A 15,537-nucleotide genomic window follows, 5' to 3' on the forward strand; every position below is an offset into this window, starting at 1 on the left:
GGAGATCCTGGAGCGCTCTCGTGTGTTACTTGACCGCTCCCGGGTGGCGGCGGCACAGCTGCTGGACCCCCCGCGGTACGACGGGGAGGGCACCGACGGGACGGCGATCGCCGCGTATGCGCAGCCCCTTCCTGCGCACGGCGGCGAACAGCAGCAGGCGCTGGTCGACATGTGCGCGAACCTCGCGCTGCGTGATCTGAACCTGGTCGACACGCTGCTGTCGGAACTGGAGAAGATGGAGACGGGCGAGGAGGACGAGGAGCGGCTCGAGCAGCTCTACCGCCTCGACCACCTGGCGACGCGGCTGCGCCGCAACGCCGAGAACCTGCGCGTGCTCGCGGGCAGGGACGCCGGTGGGCCCGGCAGCGACGCATCGTCCCTTGTGGACATCGTGCGCGGTGCGATGTCGTCGATCGACCAGTACGCGCGCGTGACGATCGGGCGCGTGGTGTCGCTCGGTGTCGTCGGCTTCGCGGCCGAGGACATCAGCCGGTTGCTGGCGGAGCTGCTCGACAACGCGGCGAACCAGTCGCCGCCGAACGCGCCCGTGCGGGTCAGCGCACACCTGACCGAGACCGGCAGCGTGCTGATGCGTATCGAGGACGAGGGCATCGGCCTGCCGGAGGAACGGCTCGACGAGCTCAACCGCAGGCTCTCGCCGTCGACCAGCGACGAGGTCATTCTCGACGACGCGGCCGTGCGGAGCATGGGCCTGACCGTCGTGCGGCGGCTGGCCGACCGGCACAAGCTGACCGTGTCGCTGGCCAACCGGCTTCCGAGCGGTACCACCGCGACGGTGCTGCTGCCGTCGGGTCTGGTGACCGAGGTGCCGGACGCCATGTGGTCCGGCAACGAGACGGTGTTCTACTCGCAGGGGCCCGGCCTGGTCGAGCCGGCCCCGGAATCGCCGGCATCGCCCGCGGCGCCGTCGTCGTCGGTGGGGCGTTCGTCGGGTGCGATCTCGGGCGAGCTCCCGCGGCGCGTGCCGCAGCAGAGCGGCGCCGCGGCCACCCCGCCTCCGCCGCCGGCCCCCACGGCCGAGGAACCGCCGTCGCCGCGTCCGCGCCCCCGTCCCTCGTCGAACGCCGTCGGCGGCACGACCGCGAGCGGTCTGCCGCGGCGGGTGTCGCAGAGCCTGAAGGACACCACGGCGGCGGGAGCCGGCTCGGGTGCCTCGGTGCCGCACGAGCCGGCGCCCGAGGACCCGATGGAGGACCCGGTCTCGCTCGAGGAGAGCCACGACCAGCTGCTGGCCGACCTCGACGCGTTCTCCGACGGCGAGCAGCTCGCCTCCGAGGGCGCCGAGTCCGACGACCAGCCGTCGTCGCAGGCCAAGCACCGGCTCGACGACTCCGGTCGTCCCGACACTGGTGAGGCCGCCGAGTGAACCCACAGACCAGCGCAGGCAAACACAACTTCTCGTGGTTGATCAACGACTTCGTCCACAAGGTGCACGGGGTCACGCACGCGTTGATCATGTCCTCCGACGGGTTTCCACTGACGTCCTCGGACCAGGTCACGACTGAGGAATCGGAGCAGCTCGCGGCGATCGCCAGCGGGATGCTCAGCCTCGCGCGCAACAGCGCGACGCTGTTCAACAAGGGCGGTTGTGAGCAGATCATCATCCGGCTCACCCACGGCTACTTCCTGTTCATGGGCATCGGTAACGGCGCCGGACTCGCCGTGCTGACCGGGCCCGAATGCGACATGAAGGTGGTGGCGTACGAGATGACGCAGTTCGTCCGGAACGCCGGCCACGCCCTGACTCCGGAAATCCGTGCCGACATGCGACGCGTGCTGACCGCCCGCAGGGCGCAGGCGTGACGACCCCACTGGTGAGGAAGTGACCACCGTGTCCACAGAAAACGGGGCCGGTCAGCCGAATCGGATGCGCAGCAAGCGAATCCGTCCCTACGCGCTCACCGGCGGCCGCACCAAACCGCGTTACGACCTTCTCGTCGAAACGCTGATTTCGGTGCCGCGATATGACCCGAGCCTGGCCGACTCCCTGATGCCGGAGTCGCGTCAGCTGTACGAGCGTGCGCGCACGCGCGTGTCGATCGCCGAGTTGTCGGTGTCGCTCGCGCTGCCGCTGGGTGTGATCCGAGTGCTGGTCAGCGACCTGGCCGCACAGGGCGCGATCTACATCCACCCGACGGCGTACGCGTACGCGCACGATCGGAACGTACTCGAGAGGATCCTCGATGGACTCAAGCGGCTACCGGTCTGACGGCGCCACGGCGACCGGCGGGAACGGCGCCGTGGAGACGGCCGACCCGGATCAGCTGACGGTTTCGGCGAAGATCGTGGTGGCCGGCGGTTTCGGCGTCGGCAAGACCACGTTCGTCGGATCCGTGTCGGAAGTACCGCCGATCAACAGTGAAGCCTGGATGACCGAGGCGGGCACCGGCATCGACGAGGCACCCGACGGTGCGCAGAAGTCGACCACGACCGTCGCCATGGACTTCGGCAAGATCACGTTGCACTCGGATCTGCTGCTGTACCTGTTCGGCACCCCCGGGCAGGCGCGGTTCTGGTTCCTGTGGGACGACCTGTCCCGCGGCGCGCTGGGCGCCGTGGTCCTGGTCGACACCCGCCGGATCGACCAGTCCTTCGCGGCGATCAACTATTTCGAGAACGACTCGGAGCTGCCGTTCATCGTCGCCGTCAACCGGTTCAACGGCGAGATGCACCACGACCTGGACGAGGTCAGGGACGCGTTGGCGCTCGACGAGTCGATTCCGTTGGTCACCGTCGATGCGCGGGATCCGAAATCCACGGCCGAGACGCTGCGTGAACTCGTGAGTTACACGCTCGCGTTGGCCGAACTGTCTGACCCCGGGAGGGCACGAACTCATGCGTAAGATTCTGGTCGTCGGAGCCGGCCAGTCGGGCCTGCAGCTCGCACTGTCGCTGCAGAACCACGGTTACGACGTCACGGTGATGTCGGCCCGTACGGCCGACGAGATCCGCGGCGGCCGGGTCATGTCGACCCAGTGCATGTTCAACGACGCGTTGCAGACCGAGCGCAACGAGGGCCTCAATCTCTGGGAGTCCGAGTGCGTGACGGCCGACGGCCTGGGGGTGTCGGTCGCCGGCGAGGATTCCAGCAGGGTGCTCAACTGGATCGGCTGGCTCGACCACTACGGACAGTCGGTCGATCAGCGCGTGAAGATGGCAGGCTGGCTGGAGCTGTTCGAACAGCGCGGCGGCAAGCTCGTCATCCACGGCGTGACCACGGCGGACCTGAACTCGCTGTCCACGATGTACGACCTGACGGTCGTCGCAGCGGGCAAGGGTGAACTGGTGCAGCTGTTCGACCGCGACAACGAGCGGTCGGTGTGGACGAAGCCGCAGCGCGCACTGTCGGTCGTCTACGCCCACGGGGTGGAGGCCAGGCCGGAGCACCCGAACAACCGGGCAGTGCGGTTCAACCTGATCCCCGGTGTGGGCGAGTTGTTCATGATCCCGGGGCTCACGCTGAGCGGGAACTGCGAGATCCTGTTCTTCGAGGGCATCCCCGGCGGCCCGCTCGACTGCTTCAGCGACCGCCCGTCGCCGCAGGAACACCTCGACCGCACGCTGGCGCTGATGAAGAAGTACCTGCCGTGGGAGTACGACCGCGCGCGCAACGCCGAGCTCACCGACGACCGGGCGACCCTGGCAGGCGGTTACACGCCGGTCGTGCGCAAGCCGGTGGGTGAGCTGCCCTCGGGCGGCAAGGTGCTCGGCATGGCCGACGTCGTGGTGGCCAACGACCCGATCACGGGCCAGGGGTCGAACAACGCGGCCAAGTGTGCGGACTCGTACCTGCACTCGATCCTGGAGCGCGGCGACCAGCCGTTCGACGCCCAGTGGATGAGCGACACGTTCGAACGGTACTGGGACTACGCCCAGCACGTGACGAACTGGACGAACGCGCTCCTGACCCCGCCGCCCCCGCACGTCATGGACATCCTGGGTGCGGCGCAGGAGAACCCGGTCGTGGCGAAGCGGTTCGCCAACGGCTTCTCCGACCCGTCCGACTACCAGCACTGGTTCATGGACCCGCAGAAGACGGCCGACTACCTCGCCAGCGTGTCGTAGTCCAGGAGTCCCGGCCGGCGGTTCGCCATCGCACCCGGTCCGGACAGGCCCCCACCGAAGGCGGGCCGGCACCACACGTGCCGGCCCGCCTTCGGCGTCCGTACCCCCGACTCCTTCGGGTGGGCCCGCCTGCGCGCGGATTGAATAGCGCGGCGCTCCGGCGGGAACATGAGCGGGGAGCGCGAACCATTCCGGGCGAGCGAGGGGATACGCAGTGGCGGAGTACGCGACATCGAACGGACGTCTCGTGCGGGCGTGGCGCAGGATCCGGCCGGGGCGTAATCCGCTGGCCAGGCGCGGCGATCGGTGGGACGGCCGGCTGCTGGTGGGCCTCGTGCTGATCGCGGTGTGCGCCGTTCCGCTGGCGGTGTCGTGGGCGGGGTCGGCCTACGCGACGCGGCTCGAGGTCGTCGAACGGGACGCGGCCACCACGCACGCGGCGACGGCGACGTTGACCGAGAACGCGCCGGTGGGAGCGTCCGGCGACATTTCCCACGGGGTGCGCGCCGACGCGCGGTGGAAGGCTCCCGACGGCACCGAGCGCACCGGCGCGGTACCGGCCTACCGCGGGGCGACCGCCGGGACCGAGGTGACAGTGTGGGTCGACGACACGGGGGCGGTGACCTCACCGCCGTTGACCCGCACCGGCGCAGCCGTCGACGCCGCGACCCTCGGCGTCACGTCGTGGCTGGCGGTGCTGGCGTTCGGTGGCGCGGGATACGGACTGTTCCGCATACTGCTCGCCCGCGCGCGGGACGCCGCGTGGGACCGCGAGTGGGAACGGTTCAACGCCGACCACCCGCGTGATCGCAACGAGCACTGAGCGTCGCCGCGCGGCGGACTCCGGTCCGGTGGCCGCGGCGGGCCAGGGAGGTGGACCCCATGGCGGTGTCGAAGCCGGCGAAACAGCTGATCGCCGCCGTCGCGGTGTTCCTGGCCGCCGCCGTCGCCGTGACGGTGCTGCTCGTGTCGGGGGACGGGCAGGAGCAGCAGGCGGCACCGGACCGTCCCGGCGGGCCCCCCGAGCGTCGTCCCGTGGTCGTGGTCAAGATCGACAACGTCGACCAGGCCCGCCCCCAGACGGGCCTGTCGGCGGCCGACGTGGTGTACGTCGAACCCGTCGAAGGGGGACTGACGCGGCTCGCGGCTGTGTACGCCAGCACGCTCCCGGACGCCGTCGGCCCCGTGCGCAGCGCACGCGAGACCGACATTCGCCTCATCGCGCAGTACGGCAGGCCCGTGCTCGCCTACTCGGGCGGCGCCCCGGAGATCGAACCGCTGCTGCGGGACGCGCCGATCACGCTCGTCACCGACAAGTCGCGGCCGCAGGCGTACTTCCGGGGCGCCGACCGGCCTATTCCGCACAACCTGTACGTCCGCCCCGGCCGGCTTCCCGGGCAGGATCGCGACGCCGCCCCGCGCCCGGTGACCGACACGGGAGCCGCGCCGGAGGGCGGCAGGCCCGCAGGGCAGCACGAGGTGGCGTTCCGTGCGGCCGCCTACCGCTTCACCTGGTCCGAGTCCGACGGGCGCTACCGGGTTGCGCTCAACGGCTCGCCCGTGACGACGACCGAGGCCGGACCGGCGCTGGCGGGCACGGTGATCGTGCAGCGGACCGAGGTCCGCGAGGGCAGGCAGGTGCGCGACTCGGGAGGGCAGATGTCGCCGGTGGCCGTCACCGTCGGCAGGGGCGAGGCGACGATCCTGCGTGACGGCAGGGCTTTCGAGGCCACCTGGACGCGCGAGGGTCCGCAACAGCGGACCACCTACCGCACGGAGTCGGGCCGGCCCGTGCGGATGGCCGAGGACGGACCGGTGTGGGTGCTGCTCGCACCACGGTGAGCGGCCACCGGTCAGCTGCCGGCAGGTCAGGTGTCGGTGGTCTCCGGCTCCGGGCGCGCGATCATGACCGGACATCCGGCGTTGTGGATCAGCGCATGGCTGGTGGAGCCGAGCAGCATGCCGCGGAAACCGCCGCGGCCCCGGCTGCCCACCACGACGAGCTGTGCCCTGGTGCTCCACTCGATGAGTTCGTGGCGTGGTTTGTCCTTGACCAGCACCCGTTCGACGGGCACGTCCGGGTAGCGCTCGCGCCATCCGGCGAGCCGCTCGGCGAGGCTGCGTTCCTCGGTGTCCCGCACCGGCTCCCAGTCGAAGTGCATCCGGGACTGGCTGAACACCGTCGTGTCGGCGTCGCTCCACGTGTGCACCGCGACGAGGGCGACGCCGCGGAACGAGGCCTCGTCGAAGGCGTGGCCGAGCGCCCGTTCGCTCAGGGGACTGCCGTCGACGCCCACGACCACCGGCCTGCGGTCGGTTCCGCCTGCCCCGTCGGCACCGCGGACCGAGACCACCGGCCCACGGCTGTGCGCCACGAGGGCGATCGTCGTGGATCCGACGATGAGTCCGGTGATCCCGCGGTGCGCGGACGTGCCCAGCACCAGCAGCCGTGCCCGCTCGGAGGCGCGCACGAGGCAGGGAATGGGCTGTTCGGGGTCGAGGAGCGTGTGCACCTCCAGGCGCCGCGTGGTGCGGCCCGCTGCCGCGGTGGCCACACGTCGCGCGCCCGCACCGTCGACTCCGGAGTGTGCTCCGGTGGCGGCGCCGGTGGTGGTGGCGTCGGTGGTGGCGTCGGTGGTGGCGTCGGTGGTGGTGTGGGCGTCGGTGGTGGTGTCTGTGCCGTCGAAGAGGCCTGCCACCTCGTCGAGCGCGGCCTCACGCGCCTCGTGCAGGAACTCCCACCGCCGCCTGCGCATCTCGGCCTTGAACGTGTCGGGCGGCAGGATCGACTCGCCGGTGTAGCGCTCGGGATAGCCGGAGGCGTGCAGGATCTGCAGCGGCGCGCCCCGCATGGCCGCGGCCCTGGCCGCCCAGCGGACGCCCTGCAGTGCGGCCTCCGATCCGTCGGTGGCTGCCACGACGGGCCCGCTGCTGCGCACGATCTCGGTCATCGTCGACCTCCCCTCCGGGAGCGTTCGCCGGCAACGAACGCGACGCCGGTCACGGTACGACGTCGGTCCGCTCCGTGCGCGCTCAGCGGGGAAGTCGCCGCCAGATCGGACGGGGCAGCAGCCGCATCCCGAAGAACACCGGACGCAGGATCCGCGGCACCCAGACCGTGTGCCGGCCCGACCGCAGCGCGCGCACCGTCGCGGTGGCCACCTGGTCCGGGGTGCTGGCGAAGGGTGCGGGGGACATGCCTTCGGTCATCCGGCCGGTGACGAAGCCCGGACGGACGAGTAGCAGGTGCACTCCACTGCCGGCGAGCGCGTCGGCGAGGCCGGAGGCGAATCCGTCGAGGCCAGCCTTGGCCGAGCCGTAGACGTAGTTGGCGCGGCGCACCCGCACCCCGGCGACGGAGGAGAACACGACGATCCGCCCGGATCCCTGGGCGCGCAGGAGGTTCGCGACGTGCGTCAGCACGCTGACGTGTGCGGTGTAGTCGGTGTGCACGACCTGCAGTGCGTGGGCGGCGTCGGCCTCGGCGCGCGCCTGGTCGCCGAGGATGCCGAACGCGGTGACGGCGACGTCGACGGGGCCGTGGGCGGCCATGATCTCGCCGAGGACGTCGGCGTGCCGTGCGGTGTCGTCGGCGTCGAACTCGACGCGGGTGACGCGGGTGGCGCCTGCTTCGCGCAGCCGGTGTTCCTGTTCGTCGAGATCGTGGCTGCGGCGGGCGGCGAGGACGAAGTCCGTGGCTCCGCCACGGGCGAGCCGGGTGGCCACGGCGAGACCGATCTCGCTGCGGCCGCCGAGGACGACGACGGTTCCGTTCATGGCCGGACAGTCTGCTAGACGTCGCGCGGCACGGTGCACAGGACCTGGGCGAGACCGCTGCCGTCGGCCTTGAGGGCACGCTGCTCGGACACGACGACGCCGTTGATCGTGATGCTGCAGGTCACCGCGGGCCGGCCGGCCTGCTTGCTCGCGGCCAGGACGGTGATGCCGAGGTAGCCGTCGCTGCCGGCCGGTTCGGTGAACGAGTGGTCGAACGGCTCGCCGCGGAGCGCGACGTCGCTGCCACGGCGGTCGCGGACGACGCGCATGAGGGTGTCGTCGGGACCGGAGACGTGGATCCGCACGGTGTGCGGCCCGTCGGCCTCGTCCCCGCCGCGGGAGTCCCCGTTGTTCGAGTCCCCCTTACCCGAGTCCCCCTTGTTCGCGTCACCGTGGTCCGAGTTCCCGTGGGGCGGGGTTCCGTGCGGAGACGTGCGGTGGGGTGGCGTGCCGGGGGCCGCGGTGGCCGGTTCGGAGGGCGAGCCCATGCCGGGCGCTTCGAGTGCGGAACTCGCTGCGCCGGTGAGGAGGATGGCGGCTGTCACCGCGGTGGCGACGGCGGCGCGTCGTGCGAGCATGGCCCCTCCTCGCCGGCGGATCCAGGTGCCTGGGATTGTCGCATCCGTGACCGGGTGGCCACGCACCGCGTCGTCCCGTGCGGGTCCACGGCTGGGGTACCCGGCGCCGCGGCGGCGCAGACCCGGCGGCCGGTAGCCTCTCGCGGCATGGCCGACCAGCTGTATTTCCGTCAGTTGCTCGCGGGCCGGGACTTCGCCGTGGGCGACCCGGTCGCGACGCAGATGCGTAACTTCGCCTATCTCATCGGGGACCGGGAGTCCCGCGAGGCGGTCGTGGTCGACCCGGCCTATGCGGTCGGGGACCTGCTGGACGTGCTGGCCGCCGACGACATGCGCCTGACCGGGGTGCTCGTGACGCACCACCACCCGGACCACGTGGGCGGGGACTTCATGGGTTTCTCGTTACCGGGGCTGGCCGAGCTGCTCGGCAGGCAGCAGGTGCCGGTGCACGTCGCCGACGCCGAATCGGAATGGGTGCGGCGCACGACGGGGGTCTCGGAGACCGATCTCGTCGGGCACGCGCACGACGACGTGCTCGACGTGGGTGCGATCGGGATCCGGTTCCTGCACACCCCGGGGCACACGCCGGGCAGTCAGTGCTTCCTCGTCGGCGACAAGCTCGTCGCGGGGGACACGTTGTTCCTCGAGGGCTGCGGGCGCACGGACTTCCCCGGCGGGGACGCCGACGCGATGTACCACAGTCTGCAGGCACTGGCGCGGCTCTCGGGTGATCCCGTCGTGCACCCCGGGCACCTGTACTCGGCCGAGCCATCGGCGCCGCTGTCGGACGTCACGCGGACCAACTTCGTCTACCGCGCCTCGTCGTTGGAGCACTTCCGCGCGATGTTCGGCGGCTGAGCCGGTGCGCGGCGCGCTCGTTCAGTCCATGCCGAGTCGCCGGGTGAGGGTGATCTCGAGGACCACGCGCCGGGGATTGTCCCGCGGCGTGCGGTAGCGCTCGGCGTAGCGCCGTTCGGCCTCGGCGACCGATGCCGGGTCGTCGCGGACGACGGCGCGGCCTTCGAGCGTCGACCACCGCCTGCCGTCGACCTGGCTGACCGCGACCGGTGCGCCGTCCGGTCCGGCGCGGCGGACGTTGCGTGCCTTGACGCTCGTGCCCGAGCAGATCACGCGCGCGACCGTGAAGGTCTCGTCCACCGTCACGCCGACCGGAACCACGTGCGGACTGCCGTCGGCGCGCTGGGTCGTCAGCGTCGCGATGTGGCGTTCCCGCCAGAACTCGTCGAGCGCGGCGGACGGCGGGTCGGACGGGACTGCGGTCTGCGGGCCGGGCGGGGTGGTCATGGGCGTCAGCGTAGGCGGGCCCCTGGCGCGGGGAACCGCACGGGCCGGCGGCGTCACGCGAGCATGCGTGAGAGCGCGAGCGCGGCCGTGCGGACGGCGGGGGCGACGCGCTCGAGGCGCATGCGCGTGGTCCATCCGGACAGCGACAGCGCCCCGACCGCCGTGCCGTCGGAGCCGAGCAGGGGCGCGCCCGCACACACGACGCCGACGCCGGATTCCTCGCGGTCGTAGGCGATTCCCTCCTCGGCGATCGTCGCCAGCTGACGGCGCAGCAGTCCCGGAGCGGTGACGGTGCGCGAGCTGACCCGTTCCAGCTCGCCCGCCAGCAGCGCGTCGACGACGTGGGGTGGGGAGAACGCGAGGATGGCCTTGCCGACCGATGTGGCGTGCGCGGGGAACCGGCCGCCGACGCGGGAGGGCAACGTCGGGGCGTCCGGGCCACGCAGAATGTCCAGGTACACCACCTCGGATCCTTCGAGGACCGCCAGGTGCGCGGTGTTGCGGGTCGCCTCGCGCAGGTCGGCCAGGTACGGGCGCGCGGCGTCGACGAGTTCGCGCTGCTGGAGCGCGAGCTGGCCGATCTCGAACAGCTTCAGCGCCAGCCGCAGTCGGCCCCGCTCGGTGCGTTCCACGAACCCCTCGTCGAGCAGATGTCCCGTGAGGCGGTGGACGCTCGACTTGGGAAGGCCGGTGCGCCGGGCGAGTTCGGACACGCTGAGCGCACCGTCGCCGGGCCGGAAAGCGGTCAGGATCGCGGCGAGGCGGGTTGCCGTGGACGGGGTTGCTGTGGACGGGGTGGCTGTGGACTCGCCCCCGTGCTCGGCCGGCTCGTCCCGGTCAGCGGCACACATGCGTTGATCCTGCCCGATCGGCTCCGGCAGCGTCACCTGTCATGGACACACCACGAGCGACCGCGGCCATCGTCGGTCCCGGCAACATCGGGACGGATCTGCTGGCCAAGCTGCGCCGCAGCCGATGGGTCGAGGTGCGGTACATGGTGGGTATCGATCCGGACTCCGACGGTCTGGCTCGCGCGGCCGATCAGGGCGTGGAGGCGTCGGCGGGTGGCGTCGACTGGCTGCTCGCCCGTGAGGAGCTGCCGGACCTGGTGTTCGACGCGACCTCGGCCAAGGCGCATCTCGCCGCGGCGCCCCGGTACGCCGAGGCGGGCATCCGGGCGATCGATCTGACGCCGGCGGCGGTCGGCCCGTTCACGTGCCCGGTCGTGAATCTCGCCGAGCACATCGACGCACCGAACGTCAACATGATCACCTGCGGTGGGCAGGCGACCATTCCCATCGTCCACGCGGTCAGTAGCGTCACGGCCGTGCCGTACGCCGAGATCGTCGCCTCGGTGTCGTCGCGGTCGGCGGGACCGGGCACGCGCGCCAACATCGACGAGTTCACCGAGACCACGGCCACCGGGCTGGAGGTCGTCGGCGGTGCGGCTCGGGGCAAGGCGATCATCATCATCAACCCGATGGAACCGCCGATGATCATGCGGGACACGGTGTTCTGTGCCGTCGACCCCGGCGCGGACCGCGCGGCCATCGCACAGTCCATTCAGGACACCGTCCGGCGGGTGCAGGAGTACGTCCCCGGCTGCACGCTGAAGGCGGAACCGCAGTTCGACGACCCGAGGCCCGACTGGGACGGGTTGGCCCGGGTGGGCGTGTTCCTGGAGGTGGCGGGCAACGGGGACTACCTGCCGACCTACGCGGGCAACCTCGACATCATGACCGCGGCCGCCGCCAGGGTCGGCGATCTCGTGGCACAGCACATCCTCGAGCAGAAGGCGGTGCACGCATGACCGGCCCGGTCCGGATCGTCGACACGACCCTGCGCGACGGCAGCCATGCGATGGCGCACCGGTTCACCGAACAGAACGTGCGGGACACGGTGCGCGCGCTCGACGACGCGGGCGTGTCGCTGATCGAGGTGACCCACGGCGACGGGCTGGGTGGATCGACGTTCAACTACGGCTTCTCGCTCGTCGACGAGCGGACGCTGATCGCCGCCGCGGTGGAGGAGGCACGGCAGGCCCGGATCGCCGTGCTGCTGCTGCCGGGCCTGGGGACCGTGACCGACCTGCGGGCGGCGGCGGACCTCGGCGCGGGCGCGGTGCGGATCGCGACGCACTGCACGGAGGCCGATGTGTCGGTGCAGCACTTCGCCGCAGCCAGGGAACTCGGCCTGGAGACGGTCGGGTTCCTGATGCTCTCGCACATGGCCGAACCCGAACAGCTGGCGAACCAGGCGCGCATCATGGCCGACGCGGGATGTCAGTGCGTGTACGTCGTCGACTCCGCGGGTGCGCTGATCCTCGAGGAGGCCTCCGACCGGGTCTCCGCCCTGGTCGCCGAGCTGGGCCGCGACGCGCAGGTGGGCTATCACGGGCACCAGAACCTCAGTTTCGGCGTGGCCAACTCGGTGTTGGCGCATCGCGCGGGAGCGCGCCAGATCGACGGCTCCCTCGTGGCGCTCGGCGCGGGCGCGGGCAACTCGCCGACCGAGGTGCTCGCCGCGACGTTCGCGCGGCTGGGCGTCGAGACCGGGGTCGACGCGATGCGTCTGCTGGAGGCGGCCGAGAACGTCGTCAAGCCCTACATCACGCGGCTGCCGGTGATGGACCGTTCGTCGATCGTGCAGGGGTTCGCCGGCGTGTACTCGAGTTTCCTGCTGCACGCCGAACGGGCGGCGCAGCGCTACGGCGTGCCGGCGCACGAGATCCTGCTGCGGGTCGGCGAGCGGCGCTACGTCGGCGGCCAGGAGGACATGATCATCGACATCGCGCTCGAACTCGCCGAGGCGCAGGACGGCGATGCCGGGGGAGCCGCGGCGCGCGGAGCCGGTGCGGGCGCGCCGGAGAGCCGGGCGCGCTCGGCCGCCGGGGCGTGACGGGGTCAGGCGTGCAGCGCGTCGATGCCGAGCACGAGTTTGACGCAGTGCGCCACGAGGCGCTCCCTGCCGACGTCGAGCGTGCCGTCGAGGTAGGCGGTGAACAGGTTCGCGAGTCCGCCGACGAGCGCGGTCGCGGTCATGGCGCGGTCCTGCTCGTCGACCTTGTCGGACAGCTCGTCGCGCACGAGGGCGGCGAACAGGGGGATGCGCTCGACGCCGTGCCTGCTCAACGCGGGGTCGGCCAGCGGCGCGAGCAGCAGCACGTGTCCCTTGCGCGGGTCGTCGATGATGAGCTCGACGAACGCGGTCACGGCCGCCTCCGCCCTGGCGCGGCGGTCGTCGGTCGGCGCCGTCGCCACGGCGTCGACGAGAACGCGGTGCGCCTCGGCCACCACCATGTCGTGGACCGCGACGATCAGCTCGGCCCGGTCGGTGAAGCTCTCGTAGAAGTAGCGCTCGGTGAGCCTGGCGTGCCGGCACACGGCGCGCACACTCACCGCGCCACTGCCGCCCCCGCCGAGCAGTTCGAGGCCGGAGTCCAGCAGTTGCTGCCTGCGGGCGGCCCTGCGGTCGGACAACGTGGTGCCTGCCCACGTGCGGCTCTCGGCGGACATCCTGGATTTCCTTCTGTTGACCACGAACGTTGTCAACCGTACCGTGACCACGAATGTTGACAACGTGTGTAGTCAACTGTGGGAGTCGACGATGACGCGGAGCGCCACCGGGACGGCGCGGGCCGGCGAATCCGGGCCGGAACCGCTCGGTCCGGAATCGCTGACCTGGCGCGTGTTCGGTGACTGGCGTGGTCTGCTCATCGCGCTCTGGGCGGGCAGCATGCAGAACATGCACCCGGAGCTCGGCGCGGGTGTCGAACAGCACTCACAGTTCTTCGACGAGCGGTGGGAACGTCTGTACCGCTCGCTCTACCCGATCGGCGGGGTCGTCTACGACGGGCCGCGCGCCCACGCGACGGCGCGCGAGGTGCGCGGCTACCACACGACGATCAAGGGCATCGACGCGCGCGGCCGCCGTTACCACGCGTTGAATCCGCACACCTTCTACTGGGCGCACGCCACCTTCTTCGTCAGCACGCTGCTCATCGCCGAGAACTTCATGGGCGGCCTGACCGAGGCACAACGGCGGCAGCTGTTCGACGAGCACAAGCGCTGGTACCGGCTCTACGGCATGCCCATGCACCCGGTGCCGGAGACGTGGGCGGAGTTCCAGCAGTACTGGGACCGCATGTGCCGCGAGGTGCTCGAGGACAACAAGGCCACCCGCGACGTACTGGACCTCTCCCGCATCGGCAGGCCACCGATGCTGCCGTGGTTGCCACACCGCGCGTGGACGGCGATCCGCCCGCTGGTGCACCGCGGGTTCGTCTGGCTGACCGTCGGCATGTACGACCCGCCGGTTCGGGAGCTGCTGGGCTACCGCTGGCGCGCACGCGACGCGCGCCTGCACCGACTGGTGGGCAGGGCCGTCGGCCTCGCGTTCCGGTTCGTGCCGTGGCAGCGCCGGTACCATCCACGGGCGAGGGCCGGGTGGCGCAGAGCCCTCGGGACCGATCCGCCCGACGCGCCGCTCGTGGAGACGCCGGAGCGTAACCTGCCGCCGCAGGCCGAGCGCCGGCGGCCCACCCACTACGTGCCGGCCCGGTACCGGCCGGAGCGCGGCGGGAGCTGACATGACGCGAGACCCCGACGACGAGGTCGGGAAGGAGAGTGTGGCGTGAAGCTGGGTTACCACATCGGATACTGGTCCTCCGGTCCTCCCGAGGGGGCGCTCGAGGCGATCACCACCGCCGAACGGCTCGGCTTCGACTCCGTGTGGACGGCGGAGGGATACGGATCGGACGCGTTGACCCCGCTCGCGTGGTGGGGTTCGGCGACCGAACGTGTCACCCTCGGCACGAACATCGTCCAGATGTCGGCACGCACGCCCACGGCCACCGCAATGGCCGCCCTCACGCTCGACCACCTCTCCGGCGGGCGGTTCGTGCTGGGACTGGGCGCATCCGGGCCGCAGGTGGTCGAAGGCTGGTACGGCCAGCCGTATCCGAAACCGCTCGCCAGGACCCGCGAGTACGTCGACATCGTGCGGCAGGTCGTCGCGCGTGAGGCGCCCGTGGTGCACGCCGGCGCGCAGTACCAGTTGCCGCTGCGGGGCGGGACGGGACTCGGCAAACCGCTGAAGTCCACCGTGCACCCGCTCCGCTCGCGCATCCCCATCCATCTCGCGGCCGAAGGGCCGAAGAACGTCGCGCTGTCGGCCGAGATCTGCGACGGCTGGCTGCCGTTGTTCTTCTCCCCGAAGAGCGACGCCTTCTACCGCGCCGCACTCGAGGAGGGGTTCGCCGCGCGCGCCGATGACATGCCGGGCGGCAGGGAGGACTTCGAGGTCGCCGCGTCGGTGCCGGTGATCGTGCACGACGACGTGGAACAGGCGGCGGCGATGATCAAGCCGTCGCTGGCGCTCTACATCGGCGGCATGGGCGCCAAGGAGGTCAACTTCCACCACGACGTGTTCGCGCGCATGGGATACGCCGACGTGGCCGACACGGTGCAGGACCTGTACCTCGCCGGTCGTAAGGACGAGGCGACCGCCGCGATCCCCACGTCGTTGGTGGAGGACACCGCGCTCATCGGCCCGCCCGCCAAGATCCGCGACGAGCTGCAGGCGTGGGAGGAGACCGTGGTGACCACCCTGCTCGTGCGCGGCGATGCCGCGACGCTGCGGCGGGTCGCCGACGTGCTCGGCTGACCGTGCCTGCCTGACCGTGCTTGGCTGAACCGGTGGCACTCCGCGTCGCGGGCCGGCGGTCCGAGGCCTGCGTCCGGTACGCGGCCACGGGGGTGGCAGGATTCCTCCACTCGCACCATCCGAGGAG

Annotated in this window: 18 protein-coding genes; 12 read left to right on the forward strand and 6 right to left on the reverse strand. The window is 71.4% G+C overall.

Annotated features, from left to right (window positions below; translation table 11 throughout):
* Positions 1 to 22 precede the first annotated feature (22 nt).
* The 7 genes from IF64_RS0114315 (at position 23) to IF64_RS0114345 (ending at position 5,928) form a co-directional block, all read left to right on the forward strand.
* On the forward strand, positions 23 to 1,387 hold the full coding sequence (locus IF64_RS0114315) for a sensor histidine kinase (protein WP_342779913.1): 1,365 nt from the start codon (positions 23 to 25) through the stop codon (positions 1,385 to 1,387).
* The gene (locus IF64_RS0114320; protein WP_030532602.1) at positions 1,384 to 1,824 is read left to right on the forward strand and encodes a roadblock/LC7 domain-containing protein; all 441 of its coding nucleotides are present in this window, start codon (positions 1,384 to 1,386) and stop codon (positions 1,822 to 1,824) included. Before IF64_RS0114315 ends, IF64_RS0114320 begins: the two co-directional genes overlap by 4 nt.
* 64 nt (positions 1,825 to 1,888) lie before the next feature.
* Positions 1,889 to 2,230, forward strand: a complete 342-nt coding sequence (locus IF64_RS0114325) for a DUF742 domain-containing protein (RefSeq protein WP_036876657.1) — start codon at positions 1,889 to 1,891, stop codon at positions 2,228 to 2,230.
* Positions 2,205 to 2,864 (forward strand): GTP-binding protein, encoded by a 660-nt coding sequence (locus IF64_RS0114330; RefSeq protein ID WP_030532604.1) that lies wholly within the window; start codon positions 2,205 to 2,207, stop codon positions 2,862 to 2,864. The genes IF64_RS0114325 and IF64_RS0114330 overlap by 26 nt, the downstream gene beginning before the upstream one ends.
* Positions 2,857 to 4,086, forward strand: a complete 1,230-nt coding sequence (locus IF64_RS0114335; RefSeq protein WP_030532605.1) for a styrene monooxygenase/indole monooxygenase family protein — start codon at positions 2,857 to 2,859, stop codon at positions 4,084 to 4,086. The genes IF64_RS0114330 and IF64_RS0114335 overlap by 8 nt, the downstream gene beginning before the upstream one ends.
* A 214-nt stretch (positions 4,087 to 4,300) precedes the next feature.
* The gene (locus IF64_RS0114340) at positions 4,301 to 4,909 is read left to right on the forward strand and encodes an Rv1733c family protein (RefSeq protein ID WP_036876660.1); all 609 of its coding nucleotides are present in this window, start codon (positions 4,301 to 4,303) and stop codon (positions 4,907 to 4,909) included.
* A 59-nt stretch (positions 4,910 to 4,968) separates the two neighbouring features.
* Positions 4,969 to 5,928 carry a DUF3048 domain-containing protein gene (locus tag IF64_RS0114345; RefSeq protein ID WP_030532607.1) on the forward strand — a complete coding sequence of 320 codons (960 nt, stop codon included), beginning with the start codon at positions 4,969 to 4,971 and terminating at the stop codon, positions 5,926 to 5,928.
* 26 nt (positions 5,929 to 5,954) lie between these two features.
* On the opposite strand, the gene IF64_RS0114350 is transcribed toward IF64_RS0114345, so the two are convergent.
* The 3 genes from IF64_RS0114350 to IF64_RS0114360 form a co-directional block, all read right to left on the reverse strand.
* Entirely contained in the window at positions 5,955 to 7,037 is a 1,083-nt protein-coding gene (locus tag IF64_RS0114350; protein WP_030532608.1) for a universal stress protein, read from the reverse strand.
* Between the two features lie 82 nt (positions 7,038 to 7,119).
* The gene (gene dprE2, locus IF64_RS0114355; RefSeq protein WP_030532609.1) at positions 7,120 to 7,863 is read right to left on the reverse strand and encodes a decaprenylphospho-beta-D-erythro-pentofuranosid-2-ulose 2-reductase; all 744 of its coding nucleotides are present in this window, start codon (positions 7,861 to 7,863) and stop codon (positions 7,120 to 7,122) included.
* A 14-nt stretch (positions 7,864 to 7,877) separates the two neighbouring features.
* A complete protein-coding gene (locus IF64_RS0114360; protein WP_030532610.1) occupies positions 7,878 to 8,441 on the reverse strand; it encodes a hypothetical protein in 564 nt (187 codons plus the stop codon).
* A 147-nt stretch (positions 8,442 to 8,588) separates the two neighbouring features.
* On the opposite strand from IF64_RS0114360, the gene IF64_RS0114365 reads away from it, so the two are divergent.
* On the forward strand, positions 8,589 to 9,299 hold the full coding sequence (locus IF64_RS0114365; protein ID WP_030532611.1) for an MBL fold metallo-hydrolase: 711 nt from the start codon (positions 8,589 to 8,591) through the stop codon (positions 9,297 to 9,299).
* A 21-nt stretch (positions 9,300 to 9,320) separates the two neighbouring features.
* Here IF64_RS0114365 and IF64_RS0114370 read toward each other — a convergent pair whose 3' ends face one another.
* Positions 9,321 to 9,746, reverse strand: coding sequence for a pyridoxamine 5'-phosphate oxidase family protein (locus IF64_RS0114370; RefSeq protein WP_030532612.1), 426 nt, complete (start codon positions 9,744 to 9,746; stop codon positions 9,321 to 9,323).
* Between the two features lie 53 nt (positions 9,747 to 9,799).
* Positions 9,800 to 10,597 (reverse strand): IclR family transcriptional regulator, encoded by a 798-nt coding sequence (locus IF64_RS0114375; RefSeq protein WP_084705881.1) that lies wholly within the window; start codon positions 10,595 to 10,597, stop codon positions 9,800 to 9,802.
* A gap of 41 nt (positions 10,598 to 10,638) precedes the next feature.
* Between IF64_RS0114375 and IF64_RS0114380 the strand changes: the two genes are divergently transcribed.
* A complete protein-coding gene (locus IF64_RS0114380; protein ID WP_030532614.1) occupies positions 10,639 to 11,556 on the forward strand; it encodes an acetaldehyde dehydrogenase (acetylating) in 918 nt (305 codons plus the stop codon).
* Positions 11,553 to 12,644, forward strand: a complete 1,092-nt coding sequence (gene dmpG / locus IF64_RS0114385; protein ID WP_051757860.1) for a 4-hydroxy-2-oxovalerate aldolase — start codon at positions 11,553 to 11,555, stop codon at positions 12,642 to 12,644. Before IF64_RS0114380 ends, dmpG begins: the two co-directional genes overlap by 4 nt.
* Positions 12,645 to 12,649: 5 nt before the next feature.
* Here dmpG and IF64_RS0114390 read toward each other — a convergent pair whose 3' ends face one another.
* Positions 12,650 to 13,261, reverse strand: coding sequence for a TetR/AcrR family transcriptional regulator (locus IF64_RS0114390; protein WP_030532616.1), 612 nt, complete (start codon positions 13,259 to 13,261; stop codon positions 12,650 to 12,652).
* Between the two features lie 91 nt (positions 13,262 to 13,352).
* Between IF64_RS0114390 and IF64_RS0114395 the strand changes: the two genes are divergently transcribed.
* Together IF64_RS0114395 and IF64_RS0114400 are read left to right on the forward strand one after the other, a co-directional pair.
* Positions 13,353 to 14,333 (forward strand): oxygenase MpaB family protein, encoded by a 981-nt coding sequence (locus IF64_RS0114395; RefSeq protein ID WP_051757861.1) that lies wholly within the window; start codon positions 13,353 to 13,355, stop codon positions 14,331 to 14,333.
* Positions 14,334 to 14,378: 45 nt separating this feature from the next.
* On the forward strand, positions 14,379 to 15,410 hold the full coding sequence (locus IF64_RS0114400) for an LLM class F420-dependent oxidoreductase (protein ID WP_030532618.1): 1,032 nt from the start codon (positions 14,379 to 14,381) through the stop codon (positions 15,408 to 15,410).
* Positions 15,411 to 15,537: the final 127 nt, after the last annotated feature.

The organism is Prauserella rugosa, assembly GCF_000719975.1.
Taxonomy (GTDB): Bacteria; Actinomycetota; Actinomycetes; order Mycobacteriales; family Pseudonocardiaceae; genus Prauserella; species Prauserella rugosa.

Bases quoted from the DNA above. Each gene is read 5' to 3' on its own strand.
- IF64_RS0114325 (WP_036876657.1), top strand. From the start codon at position 1,889: ATGCGCAGCAAGCGAATCCGTCCCTACGCGCTCACCGGCGGCCGCACC.
- IF64_RS0114330 (WP_030532604.1), top strand. From the start codon at position 2,205: ATGGACTCAAGCGGCTACCGGTCTGACGGCGCCACGGCGACCGGCGGG.
- IF64_RS0114335 (WP_030532605.1), top strand. From the start codon at position 2,857: ATGCGTAAGATTCTGGTCGTCGGAGCCGGCCAGTCGGGCCTGCAGCTC.
- IF64_RS0114345 (WP_030532607.1), top strand. From the start codon at position 4,969: ATGGCGGTGTCGAAGCCGGCGAAACAGCTGATCGCCGCCGTCGCGGTG.
- IF64_RS0114350 (WP_030532608.1), bottom strand. From the start codon at position 7,037: ATGACCGAGATCGTGCGCAGCAGCGGGCCCGTCGTGGCAGCCACCGAC.
- dprE2 (WP_030532609.1), bottom strand. From the start codon at position 7,863: ATGAACGGAACCGTCGTCGTCCTCGGCGGCCGCAGCGAGATCGGTCTC.
- IF64_RS0114360 (WP_030532610.1), bottom strand. From the start codon at position 8,441: ATGCTCGCACGACGCGCCGCCGTCGCCACCGCGGTGACAGCCGCCATC.
- IF64_RS0114365 (WP_030532611.1), top strand. From the start codon at position 8,589: ATGGCCGACCAGCTGTATTTCCGTCAGTTGCTCGCGGGCCGGGACTTC.
- IF64_RS0114370 (WP_030532612.1), bottom strand. From the start codon at position 9,746: ATGACCACCCCGCCCGGCCCGCAGACCGCAGTCCCGTCCGACCCGCCG.
- IF64_RS0114375 (WP_084705881.1), bottom strand. From the start codon at position 10,597: ATGTGTGCCGCTGACCGGGACGAGCCGGCCGAGCACGGGGGCGAGTCC.
- IF64_RS0114380 (WP_030532614.1), top strand. From the start codon at position 10,639: ATGGACACACCACGAGCGACCGCGGCCATCGTCGGTCCCGGCAACATC.
- dmpG (WP_051757860.1), top strand. From the start codon at position 11,553: ATGACCGGCCCGGTCCGGATCGTCGACACGACCCTGCGCGACGGCAGC.
- IF64_RS0114390 (WP_030532616.1), bottom strand. From the start codon at position 13,261: ATGTCCGCCGAGAGCCGCACGTGGGCAGGCACCACGTTGTCCGACCGC.
- IF64_RS0114395 (WP_051757861.1), top strand. From the start codon at position 13,353: ATGACGCGGAGCGCCACCGGGACGGCGCGGGCCGGCGAATCCGGGCCG.